This window comes from Photobacterium rosenbergii (assembly GCF_033022775.1).
GTDB lineage: Bacteria > Pseudomonadota > Gammaproteobacteria > Enterobacterales > Vibrionaceae > Photobacterium > Photobacterium rosenbergii_A.
Genome location: NZ_JAWJZI010000035.1, coordinates 1 through 17515, shown reverse-complemented (window position 1 = coordinate 17515; position 17515 = coordinate 1). Strand labels below are relative to the sequence as shown.

Annotated in this window: 17 protein-coding genes and 1 tRNA gene; 8 read left to right on the top strand and 10 right to left on the bottom strand. The window is 51.7% G+C overall.

Annotated features, from left to right (window positions below):
• Positions 1 to 131: 131 nt before the first annotated feature.
• Positions 132 to 758, bottom strand: a complete 627-nt coding sequence (upp, locus tag R2X38_RS26335; protein ID WP_044622620.1) for a uracil phosphoribosyltransferase — start codon at positions 756 to 758, stop codon at positions 132 to 134.
• Positions 759 to 953: 195 nt separating this feature from the next.
• Between upp and purM the strand changes: the two genes are divergently transcribed.
• Positions 954 to 1994, top strand: coding sequence for a phosphoribosylformylglycinamidine cyclo-ligase (gene purM, locus R2X38_RS26330; protein ID WP_317525312.1), 1041 nt, complete (start codon positions 954 to 956; stop codon positions 1992 to 1994).
• 3 nt (positions 1995 to 1997) lie between these two features.
• Positions 1998 to 2642 (top strand): phosphoribosylglycinamide formyltransferase, encoded by a 645-nt coding sequence (purN, locus tag R2X38_RS26325; protein WP_317525311.1) that lies wholly within the window; start codon positions 1998 to 2000, stop codon positions 2640 to 2642.
• A 133-nt stretch (positions 2643 to 2775) separates the two neighbouring features.
• On the opposite strand, the gene R2X38_RS26320 is transcribed toward purN, so the two are convergent.
• The 3 genes from R2X38_RS26320 to dauA are packed head-to-tail and all read right to left on the bottom strand — an operon-like array spanning position 2776 to position 5929.
• Positions 2776 to 3555, bottom strand: a complete 780-nt coding sequence (locus R2X38_RS26320; RefSeq protein WP_317525310.1) for a class II glutamine amidotransferase — start codon at positions 3553 to 3555, stop codon at positions 2776 to 2778.
• Positions 3556 to 3600: 45 nt separating this feature from the next.
• Positions 3601 to 4179 carry a D-sedoheptulose 7-phosphate isomerase gene (gene lpcA / locus R2X38_RS26315; RefSeq protein ID WP_317525309.1) on the bottom strand — a complete coding sequence of 193 codons (579 nt, stop codon included), beginning with the start codon at positions 4177 to 4179 and terminating at the stop codon, positions 3601 to 3603.
• 31 nt (positions 4180 to 4210) lie between these two features.
• Entirely contained in the window at positions 4211 to 5929 is a 1719-nt protein-coding gene (gene dauA, locus R2X38_RS26310; RefSeq protein WP_317525307.1) for a C4-dicarboxylic acid transporter DauA, read from the bottom strand.
• 475 nt (positions 5930 to 6404) lie between these two features.
• Here dauA and fadE point away from each other — a divergent pair, with 475 nt between their 5' ends.
• A complete protein-coding gene (gene fadE / locus R2X38_RS26305) occupies positions 6405 to 8855 on the top strand; it encodes an acyl-CoA dehydrogenase FadE (RefSeq protein ID WP_317525306.1) in 2451 nt (816 codons plus the stop codon).
• An 80-nt stretch (positions 8856 to 8935) separates the two neighbouring features.
• Here the strand turns inward: fadE and R2X38_RS26300 are convergent, their stop codons facing one another.
• The gene (locus tag R2X38_RS26300; protein ID WP_317525313.1) at positions 8936 to 10195 is read right to left on the bottom strand and encodes a TIGR03503 family protein; all 1260 of its coding nucleotides are present in this window, start codon (positions 10193 to 10195) and stop codon (positions 8936 to 8938) included.
• 7 nt (positions 10196 to 10202) lie between these two features.
• A complete protein-coding gene (dnaQ, locus tag R2X38_RS26295) occupies positions 10203 to 10931 on the bottom strand; it encodes a DNA polymerase III subunit epsilon (protein ID WP_317525305.1) in 729 nt (242 codons plus the stop codon).
• Between the two features lie 52 nt (positions 10932 to 10983).
• Here dnaQ and rnhA point away from each other — a divergent pair, with 52 nt between their 5' ends.
• Positions 10984 to 11448, top strand: coding sequence for a ribonuclease HI (gene rnhA / locus R2X38_RS26290; protein WP_317525304.1), 465 nt, complete (start codon positions 10984 to 10986; stop codon positions 11446 to 11448).
• 12 nt (positions 11449 to 11460) lie between these two features.
• Here rnhA and R2X38_RS26285 read toward each other — a convergent pair whose 3' ends face one another.
• Entirely contained in the window at positions 11461 to 12204 is a 744-nt protein-coding gene (locus R2X38_RS26285; protein ID WP_107300981.1) for a methyltransferase domain-containing protein, read from the bottom strand.
• Between the two features lie 53 nt (positions 12205 to 12257).
• Here R2X38_RS26285 and gloB point away from each other — a divergent pair, with 53 nt between their 5' ends.
• The 3 genes from gloB to R2X38_RS26270 all read left to right on the top strand — a co-directional run bounded on the left by gloB (position 12258) and on the right by R2X38_RS26270 (position 15341).
• Positions 12258 to 13016, top strand: coding sequence for a hydroxyacylglutathione hydrolase (gene gloB, locus R2X38_RS26280; RefSeq protein WP_317525303.1), 759 nt, complete (start codon positions 12258 to 12260; stop codon positions 13014 to 13016).
• Positions 13017 to 13086: 70 nt separating this feature from the next.
• Positions 13087 to 14655: a LysM peptidoglycan-binding domain-containing protein gene (locus R2X38_RS26275; protein ID WP_317525302.1), complete on the top strand. Its 1569-nt coding sequence runs from the start codon at positions 13087 to 13089 to the stop codon at positions 14653 to 14655.
• Positions 14652 to 15341 carry a Yip1 family protein gene (locus R2X38_RS26270; protein ID WP_317525301.1) on the top strand — a complete coding sequence of 230 codons (690 nt, stop codon included), beginning with the start codon at positions 14652 to 14654 and terminating at the stop codon, positions 15339 to 15341. Before R2X38_RS26275 ends, R2X38_RS26270 begins: the two co-directional genes overlap by 4 nt.
• On the opposite strand, the gene R2X38_RS26265 is transcribed toward R2X38_RS26270, so the two are convergent.
• On the bottom strand, positions 15328 to 16170 hold the full coding sequence (locus R2X38_RS26265) for an endonuclease/exonuclease/phosphatase family protein (protein WP_317525300.1): 843 nt from the start codon (positions 16168 to 16170) through the stop codon (positions 15328 to 15330). The genes R2X38_RS26270 and R2X38_RS26265 overlap by 14 nt on opposite strands.
• 76 nt (positions 16171 to 16246) lie before the next feature.
• Complete coding sequence (locus tag R2X38_RS26260) at positions 16247 to 16582, bottom strand: DUF1904 domain-containing protein (protein ID WP_107300976.1); 336 nt, start codon at positions 16580 to 16582, stop codon at positions 16247 to 16249.
• A 201-nt stretch (positions 16583 to 16783) separates the two neighbouring features.
• Here R2X38_RS26260 and R2X38_RS26255 point away from each other — a divergent pair, with 201 nt between their 5' ends.
• Positions 16784 to 17122 carry a hypothetical protein gene (locus tag R2X38_RS26255; protein WP_317525299.1) on the top strand — a complete coding sequence of 113 codons (339 nt, stop codon included), beginning with the start codon at positions 16784 to 16786 and terminating at the stop codon, positions 17120 to 17122.
• A 210-nt stretch (positions 17123 to 17332) separates the two neighbouring features.
• On the opposite strand, the gene R2X38_RS26250 is transcribed toward R2X38_RS26255, so the two are convergent.
• Positions 17333 to 17409 (bottom strand) — tRNA-Trp (locus tag R2X38_RS26250).
• Between the last annotated feature and the right edge of the window lie 106 nt (positions 17410 to 17515).

Genomic DNA, 17515 nt, shown 5'->3' with positions numbered 1-17515 from the left:
GGCCTATGGCTATCGTGATACTGCATACTTCTTTCTGAAAATTCGGTCAGTCTTCCCCGGAGATCCGAGATGAACCTAAAAAAAGCCGGATAACAATCCGGCTTTTTTGTCTTTCAGCGGTGCTTCAGAACTTATTTGGTACCGAAGATTTTGTCACCCGCGTCACCTAGGCCAGGTACGATGTAGCCTTTGTCGTTCAGCTTCTCATCGATAGCGGCAGTGTATAGCTCTACATCTGGGTGTGCTTTCTCAAGCGCGGCAATACCTTCAGGAGCAGCAACCAAAACCAGTACCTTGAACTGCTTACAGCCTTGCTCTTTCAGCAAATCAAGCGTGGCGATCATAGAGCCACCTGTTGCCAGCATTGGGTCAACAACCAGTGCAATACGCTCGTCGATGTTTGATGCCAGCTTGTTGAAGTATGGTACAGGCTCTAGGGTTTCTTCGTCACGGTAGATACCGACAACACTGATACGTGCGCTTGGCATGTGCTCAAGTACGCCGTCCATCATACCTAGGCCAGCACGAAGGATTGGCACAACCGTTACTTTTTTACCTTTGATCTGGTCAATTTCAACTGGACCATTCCAGCCTTCAATGGTAACTTTTTCTGTTTCGAAGTCTGAAGTCGCTTCATACGTCAGCAAGCTGCCTACTTCCGTTGCTAGCTCACGGAAACGTTTCGTGCTGATGTCACCTTCGCGCATAAGACCAATCTTATGTTTTACTAGTGGGTGTTTAACCTCAACGACTTTCATCTCTGACTCCTGGGCAAATAAATTTCAAAAAATCGCACTATTATACACTAGACCATTTGCGCTCTGGTAGGGGTGCAGCTGTTATTTGCTCAGGAAACACCCAGTGACAAATATTGACGCAAACGTTTTCCTTTCCGCCCTGACTGCTGTTATCATACCCCCGCTTTTTTACTTTAATACGTTGAGGAAACTCCTGTGAGCGGCAATAACTCTTCTCTTAGCTACAAAGATGCTGGTGTTGATATCGATGCAGGTAATGCATTAGTTGATCGTATTAAAGGGGTGGTAAAACGCACCCACCGTCCTGAGGTGATGGGCGGTATTGGCGGTTTCGGCGCATTGTGCAGCCTGCCGACCAAGTACAAAGAGCCAGTTTTGGTATCTGGTACAGACGGTGTTGGAACAAAACTGCGCCTGGCAATGGATCTGAACAAGCACGACACTATCGGTATCGATCTGGTTGCTATGTGTGTCAACGATTTGATCGTACAGGGTGCCGAGCCGCTGTTCTTCCTTGATTACTACGCAACAGGCAAGCTAGACGTAGATACGGCTGCTGACGTGGTAGCCGGTATCGGTGAAGGTTGTATCCAGTCAGGCTGTGCACTAATCGGTGGTGAAACTGCTGAAATGCCGGGCATGTACCACGGTGAAGACTACGATGTTGCCGGTTTCTGTGTCGGTGTGGTTGAGAAAGCTGACATCATTGATGGCAGCAAGGTCGCTGAAGGCGACGCGCTTATCGCCGTAGCATCAAGCGGTCCACACTCGAACGGCTTCTCGCTGATCCGTAAAATTCTTGAGGTTTCAAATGCCGATCTAAGCCAGGAGCTAGAAGGCAAAGCCCTGTCTGAGCACCTGCTTGAGCCAACTAAAATCTACGTTAAGTCGACCCTCAAAATGATGGAAAGCTGTGATGTTCACGCAATTTCCCACATCACTGGCGGCGGCTTCTGGGAAAATATCCCACGCGTACTGCCAGCAGGTAGCAAAGCGGTGGTTGATGGCAACAGCTGGCAATGGCCTGCTGTGTTCAACTGGCTACAGGAAGCCGGTAACGTGGATACCTACGAAATGTACCGTACCTTCAACTGTGGTGTAGGCCTGGTGATTGCCCTGCCTAAAGCACAGGCAGAACAAGCGATCAGTATCCTCAATGCCGAAGGCGAGCAGGCTTGGCTACTTGGCCACATTGCCAACGCCAACGAAGGCGAAGAGCAGGTGGAGATCCTGTAAGCGATGAAGAATATCGTTGTTCTTATCTCAAGCAACGGCTCTAACCTTCAAGCGATGATTGATGCCTGCGAGTCAGGCATCATCAAGGACGCCCGCATCAGTGCGGTATTGTCCAACAAGGCTGACGCTTACGGATTAGAGCGTGCCCGCCAAGCAGGTATTGATGCCCTGCATCTTTGTGCGGCAGACTATGCTGATCGTGCTGCGTTTGACCTGGCTATGGCCGAGCGTATCGACAGCTACCAGCCGGATCTGGTGATCCTAGCCGGCTTCATGCGTATCCTTAGCGGCGATTTTGTTCGCCACTACCAGGGGCGGATGCTCAATGTCCATCCTTCCCTGCTGCCGAAATATACCGGGCTTAACACCCACCAGCGCGCTATCGACGCCGGTGACGACGAACATGGCACCAGTGTCCATTTCGTCACTGAAGAGCTCGATGGTGGCCCGGTGATCCTCCAGGCCAAAGTGCCGATTTTTGCCGGTGACACCGCCGATGAAGTGATGGCGCGCGTGCAAGAGCAAGAGCACCGCATCTACCCGATGGTTGCCAACTGGTGTCTGCAAGACCGTGTTGTGATGACCGACGGAAAAGCGGTACTTGATGGTTTGCCATTGCCCCTGTCCGGCTATGCGACCGATGAGTAATCGGCTTTGTTGGCAGGCCCTGCAGGCATAAAAAAAACGCGACATTACGTCGCGTTTTTTATTTCTCTATTTCGATGCTACACCTTAGATGCTATACCTTAGATCCTGCACCTTAGGTGCTGCATCTTAGATATTATACCGTCCGATTGAAGACCTGCTCGCCGAAGTGGAAAACATTGAACTCCCCGACTTCCATCTTGTGCCAGCTTTCATCATTGGTTAGCGGCTGGGTGGCAATAACCGTCACGACATCATTAGGTGTCGTCTCTTCATGGAAATCAATCGTCACATCTTCATCAATCAAAGACGCCTTACCGAACGGTGCCCGACGGGTGATCCAATGGAGGTTATTAGTACAATATGTTAGTACGTACTCACCATTGCTCAGCAGCATGTTATATACACCCAGCTCACGAAGCGTATCGCAACTTTCCGCTAGCAAGCGATATACCGCCTCCCAGTCATCCGGTGTATCCGGGAACCTATCATCCAGCTGCTTAAGCAACCAGCAAAAGGCAATTTCGCTGTCGGTATCACCGACCGCCTTGAATCGCCCAGTATCGAGATCTTGATAACCCGTCAACTGCCCATTGTGAGCAAAGGTCCAGTATTGCCCCCATAGTTCACGGGTAAACGGATGGGTGTTTTCCAAGCTCACACCACCACGGTTTGCCTGCCTGATATGGCTGACCACCGCACAGCTCTTGATCGGGTATTCCTGTACCAACTCTGCAATACGTGATTTACAGCTCGGGTTCGGATCCTTGAAGGTCCTAAACCCTTTGCCTTCGTAAAAGGTGATCCCCCAGCCGTCGCGATGTGGACCAGTATTACCGCCACGCTGCATCAAGCCGGTGAAACTAAAGCATATATCTGTTGGCACATTGGCGCTCATGCCAAGTAATTCACACATAGTCCTTTATGCCCTTCCTCTGTTGCACCAGTCATCAAGACTGGATTATTCCGCCATTTCTTTTTCGATAAGCATAATCAAGATGTGAATGATCTTGATATGTACTTCCTGGATACGGTCCGCATAGCCGAAATGCGGCACACGAATTTCCACATCTGCCAAGCCTGCCATCTTGCCGCCGTCTTTACCAGTCAAGGCGATCACTTTCATCCCCTTGGCCTTGGCTGCATCGATAGCTTTCAGGATATTACCGGAATTACCCGATGTCGATAGGCCGAACAGGACATCGCCCTTCGCACCGACCGCTTCAAGGTAGCGGGAAAATACCGACTCGTAGCCGAAGTCATTGCTCACACAAGACAGGTGGCTCGGATCAGAAATCGCGATCCCAGGGTAACCCGGACGGTTTTCGCGGTAACGTCCTGTTAGCTCTTCGGCAAAATGCATCGCATCACAGTGAGATCCGCCGTTACCACAAGACAACACCTTGCCACCTTGCTTAAACGACTCGGCCAAAAGTTTGGCAGCTGCTTCGATATCAGCAATATTCTTGTCATCGCTTAAAAAACGGTTGAGGACTTCTGCCGCTTCCGTCAACTCGGCGCGGATGGTGTCTTGATACATAGGACCTTCTCTGTCTTATCAAAAATTATTATCAACTAGCAGTGTACAAAGAAACGCTTGGAAGTGTCGACTCCTTAGATTGAACATTGTGAGTCTTTATCGCCAAATGTTCACGTAATGACTCGGCAGAGCCACAACATGCGACGTTATCCACTGTCAGAAGACCGGCTGCTGCCAGCTTTTTCTCGATATGCGCAGCTACCCCAAGCAGGTAAACCGGGTACTCACGGATCCGGTCAATGGCGTTTTCCAGTGCATTAATTGCGGTAATATCAATGGTGGTGACATCAGTGAAATCCAATACCACGGCCTGAGTCTCCGGTGCCGTGTAGTCAATCACCGACAAGGCTTTTTCGCTGGCGGCAAAAAACAGCGGGCCGTTGATGTCATAGACCACCACATCCTCGCCAAAGCTCTGGTGGGGGTGCCCGCCGGCAACCCGGTCGACCGTGGTCAGCGAGGCAATCCGCTGGATGAAAAGCACCCCGGCTAGCAGCAGCCCCACCACCACGGCGACCACCATGTCGAACACAACCGTCAGGGTAAAGCAGGTCAGCAATACAGCCACATCCCTGCGCGGCGCTATTTTCAGGGTATGCACAAAGTGCAGCGCCTCAGACATATTCCACGCCACCATGATCAGCAGGCCTGCCAGCGCACTCATAGGGACATAAGAGAGCATCGGAGCCAAAGCGATCATCGCAGCCAGCACAAACAGAGCATGGACTATGGCAGAAAGTGGCGAGAATGCACCAGCCCTAATGTTGGTTGCGGTACGAGCAATGGCGGCAGTGGCCGGGATCCCGCCAAAGAACGGAACGACAATATTGGCTAAGCCTTGGCCGACCAACTCGGCATTGGGGTTGTGTTTAGTCCCGGTCATGCCATCGGCCACCACCGCGCACAGCAAGGATTCGATACAACCTAGCATGGCAATAGTAAATGCCGCTGGCAGCAGCTCAATTACCAGATCCCATGAAAAATGACCGCCCTGCCATGGCATCACCAGCTGCGGCAGCACCTGTGGGATCCCCTGGCCAACCAAGTCACCAATTTGATAATGGAATTTTTCGCCGAGCAGGCCAACATGGTTTCCGCCCATTTGGTTGACAAACAAGGCCACTAGCGTACCCGCCAACAGGGCGACAACATGGGCCGGCACCTTGGTTTTCAGTTTGGCCCACAGAATAAAGACAGCAATCGTCACTCCCCCCACCAGCGCATCAGCCATGTTCAGCGTCGGCATCGCATTGGCGTAAGCCACTACTTTTTCCGGGAAATGGATAGGGTTGGTTGCCACGCTGAGGCCAAGCAAATCCTTTAGTTGCAGGAAGGCAATCGTCAAGCCGATACCTGCGGTGAAGCCGGTTGTCACCGGATACGGAACATAAGCCACCAGCTGGCCGAGGCGCAAGACGCCCATCAGCAGCAGAATTACCCCGGACATCATGGTTGCCAGCATCAAGCCAGAAAGCCCGTATTGCTGGGTGATAGGCAAAAGGATCACCACAAATGCCGCTGTCGGGCCGGTGATATTAAAACGGGAGCCACCCAGCAATGCAGCCAATAGGCCAGCCACGATAACGGTATATAGGCCATGCTGAGGCGGGACACCGACTGCTATCGCCAATGCCATACCCAAGGGAATCGCCACCACACCGACGGTGACACCAGAAACAATATCGGACCGTAATGACGAAAGGGAGAAACCTTCCCGCCAAGCCTGTCTAAACGCATCAAATAACAACACGGAAAACCCCTTCCAAACGGAAACGACGAAAGCCCACGCGGCTTGTTACCGTTTGGTTAAATAGAAAAATGTAGCTGTCATCCCGAGAGTGGGATCCGGCGGGCAACTGTCAGTCGGAGTTCGGGAAAGGCAACAATGAAAAAGGCCACTTTGCGTCGCCTCGTTCACTCCCTGAAAATTCACGAAAATGCGGCTTCGATGCCGTGTTCCTAGTAATACGTGAACTATGTCACGGGATCTTAATTGTATGAGGAATTAACGCAAGTACTTTTTTCCTTCCCGCTGATCTCGATCAAACCCTTATTTTACAAGCAATGACAAGACATCTTTACGTAACTGCACACTTTCAGAACGGAAAATTATTTTACATTTCATTAAAAACAACATTACACTTAACACAAGTGGTTAGACCTCTTACCTTGCATAAAATGTACCCAAAATATAATAAAGCAACGCCCAAATAAGGAGATTGAAAATGGTTACACTCGTGTACCTACTGGGGCTGATTGGTATAACCGGTGTGCTGGCTTACCACCGGGCAAACCTGCGCACCTTCACCGTAGCTATTGCTGCGGCACTGGCTGCGGGCACCTTACTGGATGTTACCGGTCAGTTCAGCTGGCTGGCTTTCCTTGCTATTGCTATACCGCTAAATATTACTTCCCTACGCCGCTCGCTACTGAGCCGCCGTGCGCTCGAGGCATTCAAGAAAGTCATGCCTGAAATGTCACGCACCGAAAAAGAAGCCATCGATGCCGGTACGGTATGGTGGGAAGCGGACTTGTTCCGTGGCGCGCCAGACTGGAACAAGCTGCACGATATCCCTGCCCCGCGCCTAAGCCCTGAGGAGAAAGCCTTTCTTGACGGCCCGGTTAACGAAGTGTGCCGTATGGTCAATGACTTCCAGGTCACCCATGAATTAGCCGACTTGCCACCGGAAGTTTGGCAGTACCTGAAAGATCACAAATTCTTCGCGATGATCATCAAAAAAGAATATGGTGGTCTTGAGTTTTCAGCCTATGCCCAGTCACTGGTGTTGCAAAAGCTGACCGGTGTTTCTGCTGTATTATCCTCAACGGTCGGTGTACCCAACTCATTGGGTCCGGGTGAGCTGCTGCAGCACTACGGCACCAAAGATCAAAAAGACCATTACCTACCTCGCTTAGCCGAAGGTAAAGAAATCCCTTGTTTTGCCCTGACCAGCCCTGAAGCGGGTTCTGACGCAGGCTCGATCCCTGATTTCGGTATCGTCAAGAAAGGGACCTGGCAGGGAGAAGAAGTGCTTGGTATGGAGCTGACCTGGAACAAACGCTATATCACCCTGGCGCCAGTCGCTACGGTATTGGGTCTAGCATTCAAGTTGTTCGACCCGGACCATCTCCTTGGTGACGAGGAAGAGCTGGGGATCACCTGCGCCCTGATCCCAACCGATATTGATGGCGTCGATATTGGTCGCCGTCACTTCCCGCTAAATATCCCATTCCAGAACGGCCCCACTCAAGGCGATAAGGTCTTTGTCCCTATCGAGTTCATCATCGGCGGTCAGGAAATGGCAGGTCAAGGCTGGCGTATGCTGGTTGAATGTTTATCTGTCGGCCGTGGTATCACCCTGCCTTCCAACTCAACCGGTGGCTTGAAAACTGCTGCGATGGCAACCGGTGCCTATGCCCGCATCCGCCGCCAGTTCAAACTGCCGATTGGTAAGATGGAAGGTATCGAAGAGCCATTGGCCCGTATCACCGGTAACGCCTATGTCATGGATGCCGCCAGCAACTTTACGGTTGCCGGTATCGACCTTGGCGAAAAACCGTCGGTGATTTCGGCAATAGTGAAATACCACTGTACCCACCGCGGCCAGCGCAGTGTTATCGACGCCATGGATATTGTCGGCGGTAAAGGGATCTGTATGGGGCCGAGTAACTTCCTCGCTCGAGGTTACCAAGGTGCACCGATCGCGGTCACCGTAGAGGGGGCTAACATCCTGACCCGCTCAATGATCATCTTTGGCCAGGGGGCGATCCGCTGCCATCCATATGTCCTCAACGAGATCAACGCGGCCTATGATGAAGATGCCGAAAGAGCCCTGCAGGAGTTTGATAAATCGCTGTTCGGCCATGTTGGCTTTGTGATCAGTAATATGGTTCGCTCTTTCTGGTTCGGCCTCACTGATGGTCGTGGCTCGGCAGCACCGAGAAAAGATCAAACCACCCGCTACTACCAGCAACTCAACCGCTACAGCGCCAACTTGGCCCTACTGGCTGACATTTCAATGGCGGTATTGGGCGGTTCGCTCAAGCGCAAAGAGCGTCTGTCGGCCCGTCTGGGTGATGTGTTGAGCCAGCTGTATTTGGCCTCGGCAACCCTCAAGCGCTATACCGATGAAGGCGCGAAAGCCGAAGATCTACCATTGGTACACTGGGGGCTGCAAGATGCACTCTACCAGACCCAGGAAGCCTTGGATGAGTTCCTGCGTAACTTCCCGAACCGTCCGGTTGCGGCACTGCTTCGCACCATGGTGTTCCCACTAGGCCTGGGCCGTGTTCGCCCATCCGATAAATTGGATCACAAAGTCGCAAGGATCATTCAGACTCCGAGTGAAACCCGCAGCCGCATTGGCCGTAACCAGTACCTCGAAGCAACGGCCAACAATGCAGTGGGTATGATCGAAGCAACGTTGTGCGATATTCTTGCCGCCGAACCAATTTACGACCGTGTCTGTAAGGCTGCCGGTAAGAAAATGCCGTTCATGCAGCTCGACAAAGTGGCCGAGAAAGGGCTTGAGCTCAACGTTATCAACCCTGAAGAAGCCGAGCTCCTCTGCCGTGCCGAAGAAGGTCGACTACGCACTATCAACGTCGATGACTTCGACCCGCAAGAGCTTGCAGCCAAACCTTACCAACCGACCCCTAAGGAAATCGCGGCTTAATCCATACCAAACGAAATAAAAGCAAGAGGGAAGCCATATCGGCTTCCCTTCTTTATTTGTCTCAGTCGATAAGCTACATATTAGCTACCGGGCACACTGAGCTCTGCACTTTCCATTGCTTTCTTCACTTTGCGCTTGCGCCATAGCACAGCACCGACAGCCACCAGCACAATCACCAACACATTGGCCAAGGCTATAATTTTCATTGCCTTGGAGCGGGCGGCCTGACGTTCGGCTTCGAGCCTGGCAAATTCCGCCTGTCGCTCCTTGGCTTCCTGCTGCTCGCGGAAGGCATTGAGATTACGATCCAGCTGTAGTTCTGCCTGAACGGCAAAATGGCTTTCAGGGAGTTGGAAAATCAACTCGCGATCACTGAAGCTATCGGTGGCATAGAGCCAGCCAGACCATGTATAGCGCCCCGGTAATTCACCATTTGGCAACCATACCGTTAGCCTTTCCTCATCAGGCAAAGCCGCTTGCTGGCTGATGGTGGTTTCACCTTCAAAGCTCACCTGCTCAATATGGGCCGCCAAGGAGCCGGTTTTCAACGCCCCTTCTTCGCCGCTAATGACCACTTGGTGAGCTTCTTGTTGCCCTCGGCCTTGGATAAAGCTGGCATTAATCGGTGGTGGGTAGACCAGCACTTCCTGCTCGACCGTGCGCAAGAAGATGCCATTGCTGGAGCTGACCTTGACCGTGTACTTACCCGGCTGTAGCTCAACAGGAAGCGCAACCGTAAACTCTCCGTCACCGGCTACCTCATCAAAACCCAAACCATCATCGGCAAAGGTCCCCATAGGAATAGGCATCGGCAAGGCTTCTTTAGGGAGATCATCCGGGTTTTCGATATATTCATAGAACACCACGGATAAACTGATGCGGTCGAGAAAATCGCGCATCTGCAGCGGCTGACCGTTTTGGGTCAGGCGGGCGGTAAATTTGATGGTTTCCGACTGGTAAAGTCTTGCCGGCAGATTATCGACATCCAGCTTCAAATCAGACAATACCGTAATTTGGTTTTTCGGACTTACCTTGCCCACCGCCTGCCACGGTCCGGGCATTGGGTTCTCGATAGAAATGATATCCATCCCAGGCTCTTCGTACCAAGAGACATTATCAGGGTGACGCCAGGCATAATATTTATGGCCATCGGGGCGAACCAAGACCACAGAATTACTCTTCTGGTCACGCTTGACCATAAAAGAGACCTGCTGCACCGTCGGATCAACCCGGAAGCGATTATCCAGCCAAGACATTACCGTACTGTCGTTAGCCCACGAAAGTAGAGGCCATAACAACAGCTGCGGCCATACCAGCAATAGCAACCATAATCGCTTCATCATACCCTTATTGACGCCACATCACGTCGCCCTTCTTGTCGATAATATCCAAACGCGCTTCATGCGCTTGTATTTCATCGGCAGAAGCCCGGATAACCTTTAGCGCTTTTCGACCCGAAGCCAGACGTCGGATTGCGTTTTCTGCACCAGCATCACTTTCTTCACTGCCACTGCTAAGGGCTAGAGATGTCTGGCCACCTGTCATCATCAGGTACACATCGGCCAGGATCTCGGCATCGAGTAATGCGCCGTGGAGGGTACGGTGTGAGTTATCGATACCGTAACGGGAACAGAGCACATCGAGGTTATTACGCTTACCCGGGAACAGGCGTTTGGCCATTTCCAGGGTATCGGTCACCTTGCAGAAATCTGTCGTCTTGCCTATCGACGGATCGAGCTTGCCGAACTCATAGTCCATAAAGCCGATATCGAAGGGCGCGTTGTGGGCCACCAGCTCGGCGCCCTGGATGAAGTCCATAAACTCCTGGTGCACTTCACCATAGGTCGGTTTATCCACCAAGAACTCGTCGGTAATACCGTGGACATCAATCGCCTCGGCATCGATTTCGCGATCCGGCTTGATATAGACGTGGAAAGTATTGCCCGTCAGCTTACGGTTGATGATTTCCACGGCACCGATCTCGACAATGCAGTGACCTTCATAGTGAGGACCGGTCATATTCATACCGGTTGTCTCAGTATCGAATACGATTATGCGTTCATTAGTGGCTTTCATAGTAACGATTGTGTCAGACTAAAGTTTTTAACTAAGACGAATACTACCAAATATGACGAAGCAGGTAGAAATTTTCACGGACGGTTCTTGTCTCGGCAACCCGGGACCAGGCGGCTATGGTACCGTGTTACGCTATAAACAGCATGAAAAAGAACTCAGCGAAGGCTTTTTCATGACCACCAACAACCGTATGGAGCTTCTGGCTGCGATTGTCGGCTTGGCGAGCCTGAAAGAGCCTTGTCAGGTAGATCTCACCACTGATAGCCAATATGTCCGCCAGGGGATCACCCAGTGGATCCACAACTGGAAAAAGCGTGGTTGGAAAACGGCCGACAAAAAGCCGGTTAAAAATGCAGACCTTTGGCAGCGCCTCGATAACGAAACCCAGCGCCACCAGGTTAATTGGCACTGGGTCAAAGGCCATGCCGGCCACCCTGAAAACGAACGCTGTGATGAACTGGCCCGAACGGCCGCCGAGTCACCGGAAAAAGACGACACCGGTTATCAAGCTAGCTAATCCTATTGAGATTTAGCACTTCTGCTTGCGGGATGCCTTGGTGCGGCAGTTCATCCCCAGCGGTGCCAACTGCCGCCTCAGCTTCCACGTCGGTTTGATTGGCTTGAGAGGAACAGTCCGCTTCCTCGCGACAATCAGGTACATGCTGCCCACTGACGATAAGCTATCCGACACCATTCCCTCTACCCAAGCAGAGCACGCCTGGTGGCGGGTGGCAGGCAATATCGCAAAGTTCTCATGGAACACCACTTCGTAGTTGAGCACGCCGAGCCAGTCTTTCACCCGCATCGGCATGAACATCCGTCCTTTCCACGGGAATCGCTTACGGTTCCACGGCAGCAACCCCCGCATTCCCAAGGCACTAACCGGGTTATTGCCGCTGATCAGAATATAGCCGTCATCAACAATCACCCGATCCACCTCCCGCAGCAGACGGTGGGGATCGCTGCAATAATCTAATTGATGGGCAATCACACAGGCATCAAAGGCTTTCTCGACAAAAGGCAAGGCAAAGGGATCAGCCACAACATTATGCAGAGGGTTGAACTTATCAATGCAAATCTGATGCTGGATGTTACAATGGCCACTGGCCAATTCGCAGCTTAGCCCACCCAGCTTCAGCATATGGTAGCCAAACAGTTTGGGCCACCACTCATCAAGCTGGGCCTGCAGTAGCTCTGCTGCCCATTCACCATTGACCACTTGTGACCAGGTGTGCGGTGGTTCGATATGTTTTAATATGCGGGCTGGCTTCATAGCAATTCCAAACTAAGTCGATGCTCAATAGCAAAAAAGCCGGAGAAACAAAGATGCTGACCATTAAAAGCATACCTGCATTCAATGACAATTACATCTGGCTGATTCACAGTCCGGATAACCACTGTGTAGTGGTCGATCCCGGTGATGCCACTCCGGTACTGGCGTTCTTAGAGCAAGAGCAGCTGGAGCTTGATGCCATCTTGATCACCCATCACCACCACGACCATATCGGTGGGATCAGCGAACTCAAGCGCCGTTACCCGAATATCCATATTGTCGCGCCTTCTGCCGAGCCTATCCCAGGCGTCTCCCAATCGGTCGACGATGGTGATCAGGTTGAAATCTTCGGCGAACGCTTCATGGTGCTCGGTGTTCCGGGCCATACTGCAGGCCACGTCGCCTATGTCGGTGACGGCAAGCTTTTCTGCGGCGATACCCTGTTCTCTGCCGGTTGTGGCCGACTGTTCGAAGGTACCCCCGAACAGATGTATGCCTCGCTACAAAAACTCAGTGCCCTACCAGACGAAACCGAAGTGTACTGCGCCCACGAATACACCAGCAGCAACCTCGCCTTTGCCCTTGTTGCAGAACAAGATAACCCGCACCTGCAACGTTACCGCGAAGAAGTCAGCAGGATGCGTGCGCAAGGGATCAGCACCATTCCTAGCACGTTGAAACAAGAAAAATTAATCAATCCGTTCCTGCGCTGTGACCAGCCGAGTATTAAAAAATCAGTGGCAAATAAAGCAGTTAACGATAGTGATGTAGAGACCTTCGCCGCACTGCGCCGTTGGAAAGACGAATTTTGACCTGTGTCACTTGTAACTAAGGTGGTTGGACAAGTATTATCTCCAACTATTTTGGCTATAGGCTGGACACATGAAAACCCGATTTTTTTTGGCGAGTGCGCTACTTCTGGCTGGTTGCCAAATTACCAATACGACAAATACAGTAGAAGAAGAAACAAACACAACAAATAACGATCCTGCGGCCCAGGTTGCCCCAACGGCAACAACACCAACTCCAACACCTAAGCCGCAGGTGGTTGTACCGAAGAAAATTCCAACCCCCCAGGAGCAGCAGGATGTGTGGGAACGCATCAGCATGCAGCTGAGGGCGGATATCCCCAACGACCAACGCGTCATCCACTACCGTGACTGGTACCTTCGTCACCCAAGCCACCTCAATACCGTTGCCCAGCGTGCCGAACCTTTCCTCTATATGATCACCGAGGAAATCGAGAAGCGCGACCTCCCGCTTGAGCTTGCCCTGCTTCCGATTGTAGAAAGCTCTTTCGATCAGTTTGCCTACTCCCACGGCCGAGCCGCAGGTCTGTGGCAAATCACTGCACCGACAGGCCGCAGCTTTGGCCTTGAGCAGAGCTGGTGGTATGACGGTCGTCGTGACGTCGTGGAATCAACCCGTGCCGCTTTGGATCTACTCGAGTACCTCAACCGCAAGTTTGACGGTAACTGGCTCCACGCCCTTGCGGCCTACAATACCGGTGAAGGCCGAGTATTCCGTGCGATCCGCAATAATAAAGCAGCAGGCAAACCGACTGACTTCTGGTCGCTCGATCTGCCACGCGAAACCAGCGATTATGTACCAAAACTGCTTGCTGTTTCTGACGTGATCCAAAACCGTGATAAATACGGCATCAGCATTCCTGCAATCGACAACGAGCCAGCAGTGAAACTGGTTAAGCCAAAAACCCAGATGGATCTGGCCATGGCCGCAAAGTTTGCCAATGTCTCTCTGGATGAGATCCAGCGCCTGAACCCTGGCTACAACCGCTGGGCGACCGCTCCGGAAGGCCCGAGCCACCTGCTATTGCCAGTCAGCAAAGTCGACAAGTTCAATGCAGCCTTTGCCGAAAATGGTCGCCGTGGCATGAAAGTGATCCGCTACGAGGTCAAACCGGGCGATACACTGAGTGTGCTGGCCCGCAAGCACAAGACGACGACCAAGCAGATCCAGCGTGCCAATAAGATGAGCGGCACCAATATCCGCGTTGGCCGCCACATCCTGATCCCGGTTGCAATGCAAGATGGCGAGACTGTTGCTGCCCGCATGGCTAACAACACTCAGCAAAGCCACGGCAGCGGCTACCGCACAACCTATACTGTCAAATCCGGCGATAGCCTATGGACCATTGCCCGCCAGCAAAAAGTGTCTATTGACCAAATCACCCGATGGAACGGGATCAGCAAGAACTCGCCGCTTCGTGTCGGCCAGAAGCTGACCCTATGGAAATCGAGTGAGACAGGTGGCGTGATCCGAACGGTTTACTACAAGGTTCGCTCTGGCGACAACCTGAGTACCATTGCCCAGCGCTACAAGGTAAAAGTTGCCGATGTCGTGAAATGGAACCAGATCAGTGGCCAGAAGTACCTTAAGCCGGGACAGCAATTAAAGCTTTATGTAGATGTTACCAAGGTAAGTGTATGACACCTTCCAAAAACCCGTTTGTTGCGGTTCTCGATACCTTCCGCTCACCGATTGACTGCTTTGCTGCCGTCCATGAACGCCCTAAATGGGCGTTCCTTCCCTATTTGCTGATCATTGTCGGCCCGTTCTTTTTCTGGGGTGGCTACTTCAACCATGTCGACATGGATTGGTTGCAACAAACCCTGATGATGCAACTGCCGAACGTCGAACAGCAAGTACAGGAAGCCTGGCTAACCAAGGAAGTGCTGTTAGCCGGGGAGGTTTTCAGTGATTTCTTTGGCCGGACGGCCGCGATCTTTATTTTGGCGCTATGGTTGAACCTTGCCACCAAGAGCAATAGCTACAAGCACAGCTTTGGAAAATGGTTGGCTGCAGCATGCTTCATCATGCTGCCGGCCATCATCGGAGACTTTGCCAGCTACCTGAATGCGGTGTTCAATACCAGCAACTTCTTGCCTAATGCAGCCGATCTCAACAGCCTCAATGGCTTTTTGAAACTCCCGCTCAATCATCCTTGGTCGGCATTTGCGACTACGGCACCTCTGCTGGCACCTTGGTATATCGCCCTGAGCTATGCTGCGGTTGCGGCGTGGACAGACTATGACCGCGCCAAATGCATCATTGTCGCCGCCTTGCCATGGCTACTGACCTTGATCGTCTGGCCGATAATGATTATTGCAGCCTAAAGTTGGCAATGATCGGGTTATGATCGGAGGCATCGGTTGACGGTGCCTCTGCGCTTACCAAGTCCAGTCCTCGGTAATATAGGTGATCGAGTGGTTTACCAAACACCTTCACCCTCTGGTCGCGACGCAATACCGCATCTTCCAGGCCCAAGCTACGGGCAAACTCATCGACCACGTCCAGTCTAGCCTGGCGCCAGGTATTAAAATCACCGGCCAAGATCACCGGGCCGATATGCTTGTCCAATACCCGCTTTAGCGTTCTAAATTGCTCCTTGTACTCCTCCAGGCCCAAGGCAAAGTTAACACCATGCAGGTTAACCACCGCCAGCGTCTGGCCATTTGAAAGCACAAACTCAGACAGCAAAGCCGACTTTGGCAGGCGCAGCCAAGGCTCCATTGCTAGGTAAGCACAAGTCGTCCTAGCATTGACCGAGGACAAGTTCATCACCCCTGCCGGGGTGTTGAGGAACTTGAAGGCATTAGCCATTCTGACTTTCCACTGGGTATCGTCCAAGTAATCTTTCAGCTCAGTGGTCAAGCTCGCTTCTTGGAGCAATACCAAGCCGCTATTTTGGCTGAACCTTTCCAGTTCGCTGCGCCAGTTGTCCTTCTGTTGCTTGTAGATATTCCACACCGATACCGAAAACGAACCATCGTTATCCAACGGCATGGCCACATCGCTTTTTATACAGTTGAACGAGAACTGTGGTGCCAACACATTGGCACTGACCTCAGGTACTTCAGACACATCAAACGACACGCCCGTACTGATCCCCAACGCTCCTGCGACAACCCCCAATCCTGCTACAACCTTAGTATAACGCGACATCTTACCTACCCAACCAACAACTGACTTAAAACAAGCTACCACAGTAAGGAAAGCGGCCTATTGGCCGCTTTAAGTATCAGTAATGACTACCGTTGTCATAATATGCTGACGGCGTCAGCGCTGAGAATATTACCGCAACATCCTGTTCTGGTTCCTCAAGTTCAGCACGCACAGCCTTGGTGATAAGCTCAGCAACCTGATCCTGAACCTCCTGGCCACGATCAAACCACAGCACCTCCACAAACGGGTAGGCATCGGATACCTCACCATCAAAAATGAAAGTGGTTGAGATATGCTCAAGGGTAAAATCCTCACGAGGACAAGCCATTAGCGGCTGCAGATCGTCAACCAGTTTGGTCGACAGCGCCTTCACATGATCAAATTCAACGGCTCTGAAACGCAGGTGCGGCATGGTAACTCCAATTTTGCTTAACCTGAAAAAGCCACAAGATACCATCTAACACATCTTTTTCGCAGCTATTTTTGTCAATTTCGGGTCAAACACTGTACACAACCCACCCCATTCAAAGTGTTTCACATTCCAAATCAAGTGATATTTTGCTACCATCAAACACAAATAAAACATTGTTCAATTTAAAGATCCAGCAATACTATGTTTAAGAAAATACTGCCCTTACTGGCACTCAGCCTTTTTGTAACCACACAAACCCATGCGGCAAGCAATAATACAGATCAGCGAATCAAAGAGCTGGAATACCAAATTCGCTTGCTGACCCAACGTGTAGATAGCCTTGAAAGGGAGCTTGATCACAAGCAAGATTACGATCGCCATGACCGAATGTACCAATGCAAAATGAGCATCTTTGGCGAAACATATAAAGGCCGTTCATCCAGTCGGGGGAAGGCAATTGCTAAGGTCGTCAACCAGTGCATCAGCGATCATGATGAAATGTTCTGCCGCCCGGAAGCCGTTAGCTGTAAAAACTATTGATTCATAATACGCCCTCACTTGAGGGCGTCTTTATTGAAAAGCAACAGATGCAAAAAACTCAGCATTTCTGCTGAGGCCTTGAAGATGGTAGGGGGTGGACTAGGCCGGCATCCCGGAGATTCGACCGGGCTGGCGCTCCAGCTCCCAACATTGCTTTGCAGAAGCAACAGATGTAAAAAAGCCCCAGCATTTCTGCTGAGGCTTCGAAGGTGGCAGGGGTAGAGAGATTCGAACTCCCAACACGCGGATTTGGAATCCGCTGCTCTGCCAATTGGAGCTATACCCCTGTTGTTCGTGTTTAATGAGACGACTCTCAAATAAGTGGCGGAGCGGACGGGACTCGAACCCGCGACCCCCGGCGTGACAGGCCGGTATTCTAACCAACTGAACTAC

Coding starts and splice junctions, on each gene's coding strand:
- R2X38_RS26285 (WP_107300981.1), bottom strand. CDS start 12,204: ATGAAGCCAGCCCGCATATTAAAACATATCGAACCACCGCACACCTGG.
- R2X38_RS26300 (WP_317525313.1), bottom strand. CDS start 10,195: ATGAAGCGATTATGGTTGCTATTGCTGGTATGGCCGCAGCTGTTGTTA.
- dnaQ (WP_317525305.1), bottom strand. CDS start 10,931: ATGAAAGCCACTAATGAACGCATAATCGTATTCGATACTGAGACAACC.
- R2X38_RS26255 (WP_317525299.1), top strand. CDS start 16,784: ATGTTTAAGAAAATACTGCCCTTACTGGCACTCAGCCTTTTTGTAACC.
- fadE (WP_317525306.1), top strand. CDS start 6,405: ATGGTTACACTCGTGTACCTACTGGGGCTGATTGGTATAACCGGTGTG.
- rnhA (WP_317525304.1), top strand. CDS start 10,984: ATGACGAAGCAGGTAGAAATTTTCACGGACGGTTCTTGTCTCGGCAAC.
- lpcA (WP_317525309.1), bottom strand. CDS start 4,179: ATGTATCAAGACACCATCCGCGCCGAGTTGACGGAAGCGGCAGAAGTC.
- R2X38_RS26265 (WP_317525300.1), bottom strand. CDS start 16,170: ATGTCGCGTTATACTAAGGTTGTAGCAGGATTGGGGGTTGTCGCAGGA.
- R2X38_RS26320 (WP_317525310.1), bottom strand. CDS start 3,555: ATGTGTGAATTACTTGGCATGAGCGCCAATGTGCCAACAGATATATGC.
- R2X38_RS26270 (WP_317525301.1), top strand. CDS start 14,652: ATGACACCTTCCAAAAACCCGTTTGTTGCGGTTCTCGATACCTTCCGC.
- gloB (WP_317525303.1), top strand. CDS start 12,258: ATGCTGACCATTAAAAGCATACCTGCATTCAATGACAATTACATCTGG.
- upp (WP_044622620.1), bottom strand. CDS start 758: ATGAAAGTCGTTGAGGTTAAACACCCACTAGTAAAACATAAGATTGGT.
- purN (WP_317525311.1), top strand. CDS start 1,998: ATGAAGAATATCGTTGTTCTTATCTCAAGCAACGGCTCTAACCTTCAA.
- R2X38_RS26275 (WP_317525302.1), top strand. CDS start 13,087: ATGAAAACCCGATTTTTTTTGGCGAGTGCGCTACTTCTGGCTGGTTGC.
- R2X38_RS26260 (WP_107300976.1), bottom strand. CDS start 16,582: ATGCCGCACCTGCGTTTCAGAGCCGTTGAATTTGATCATGTGAAGGCG.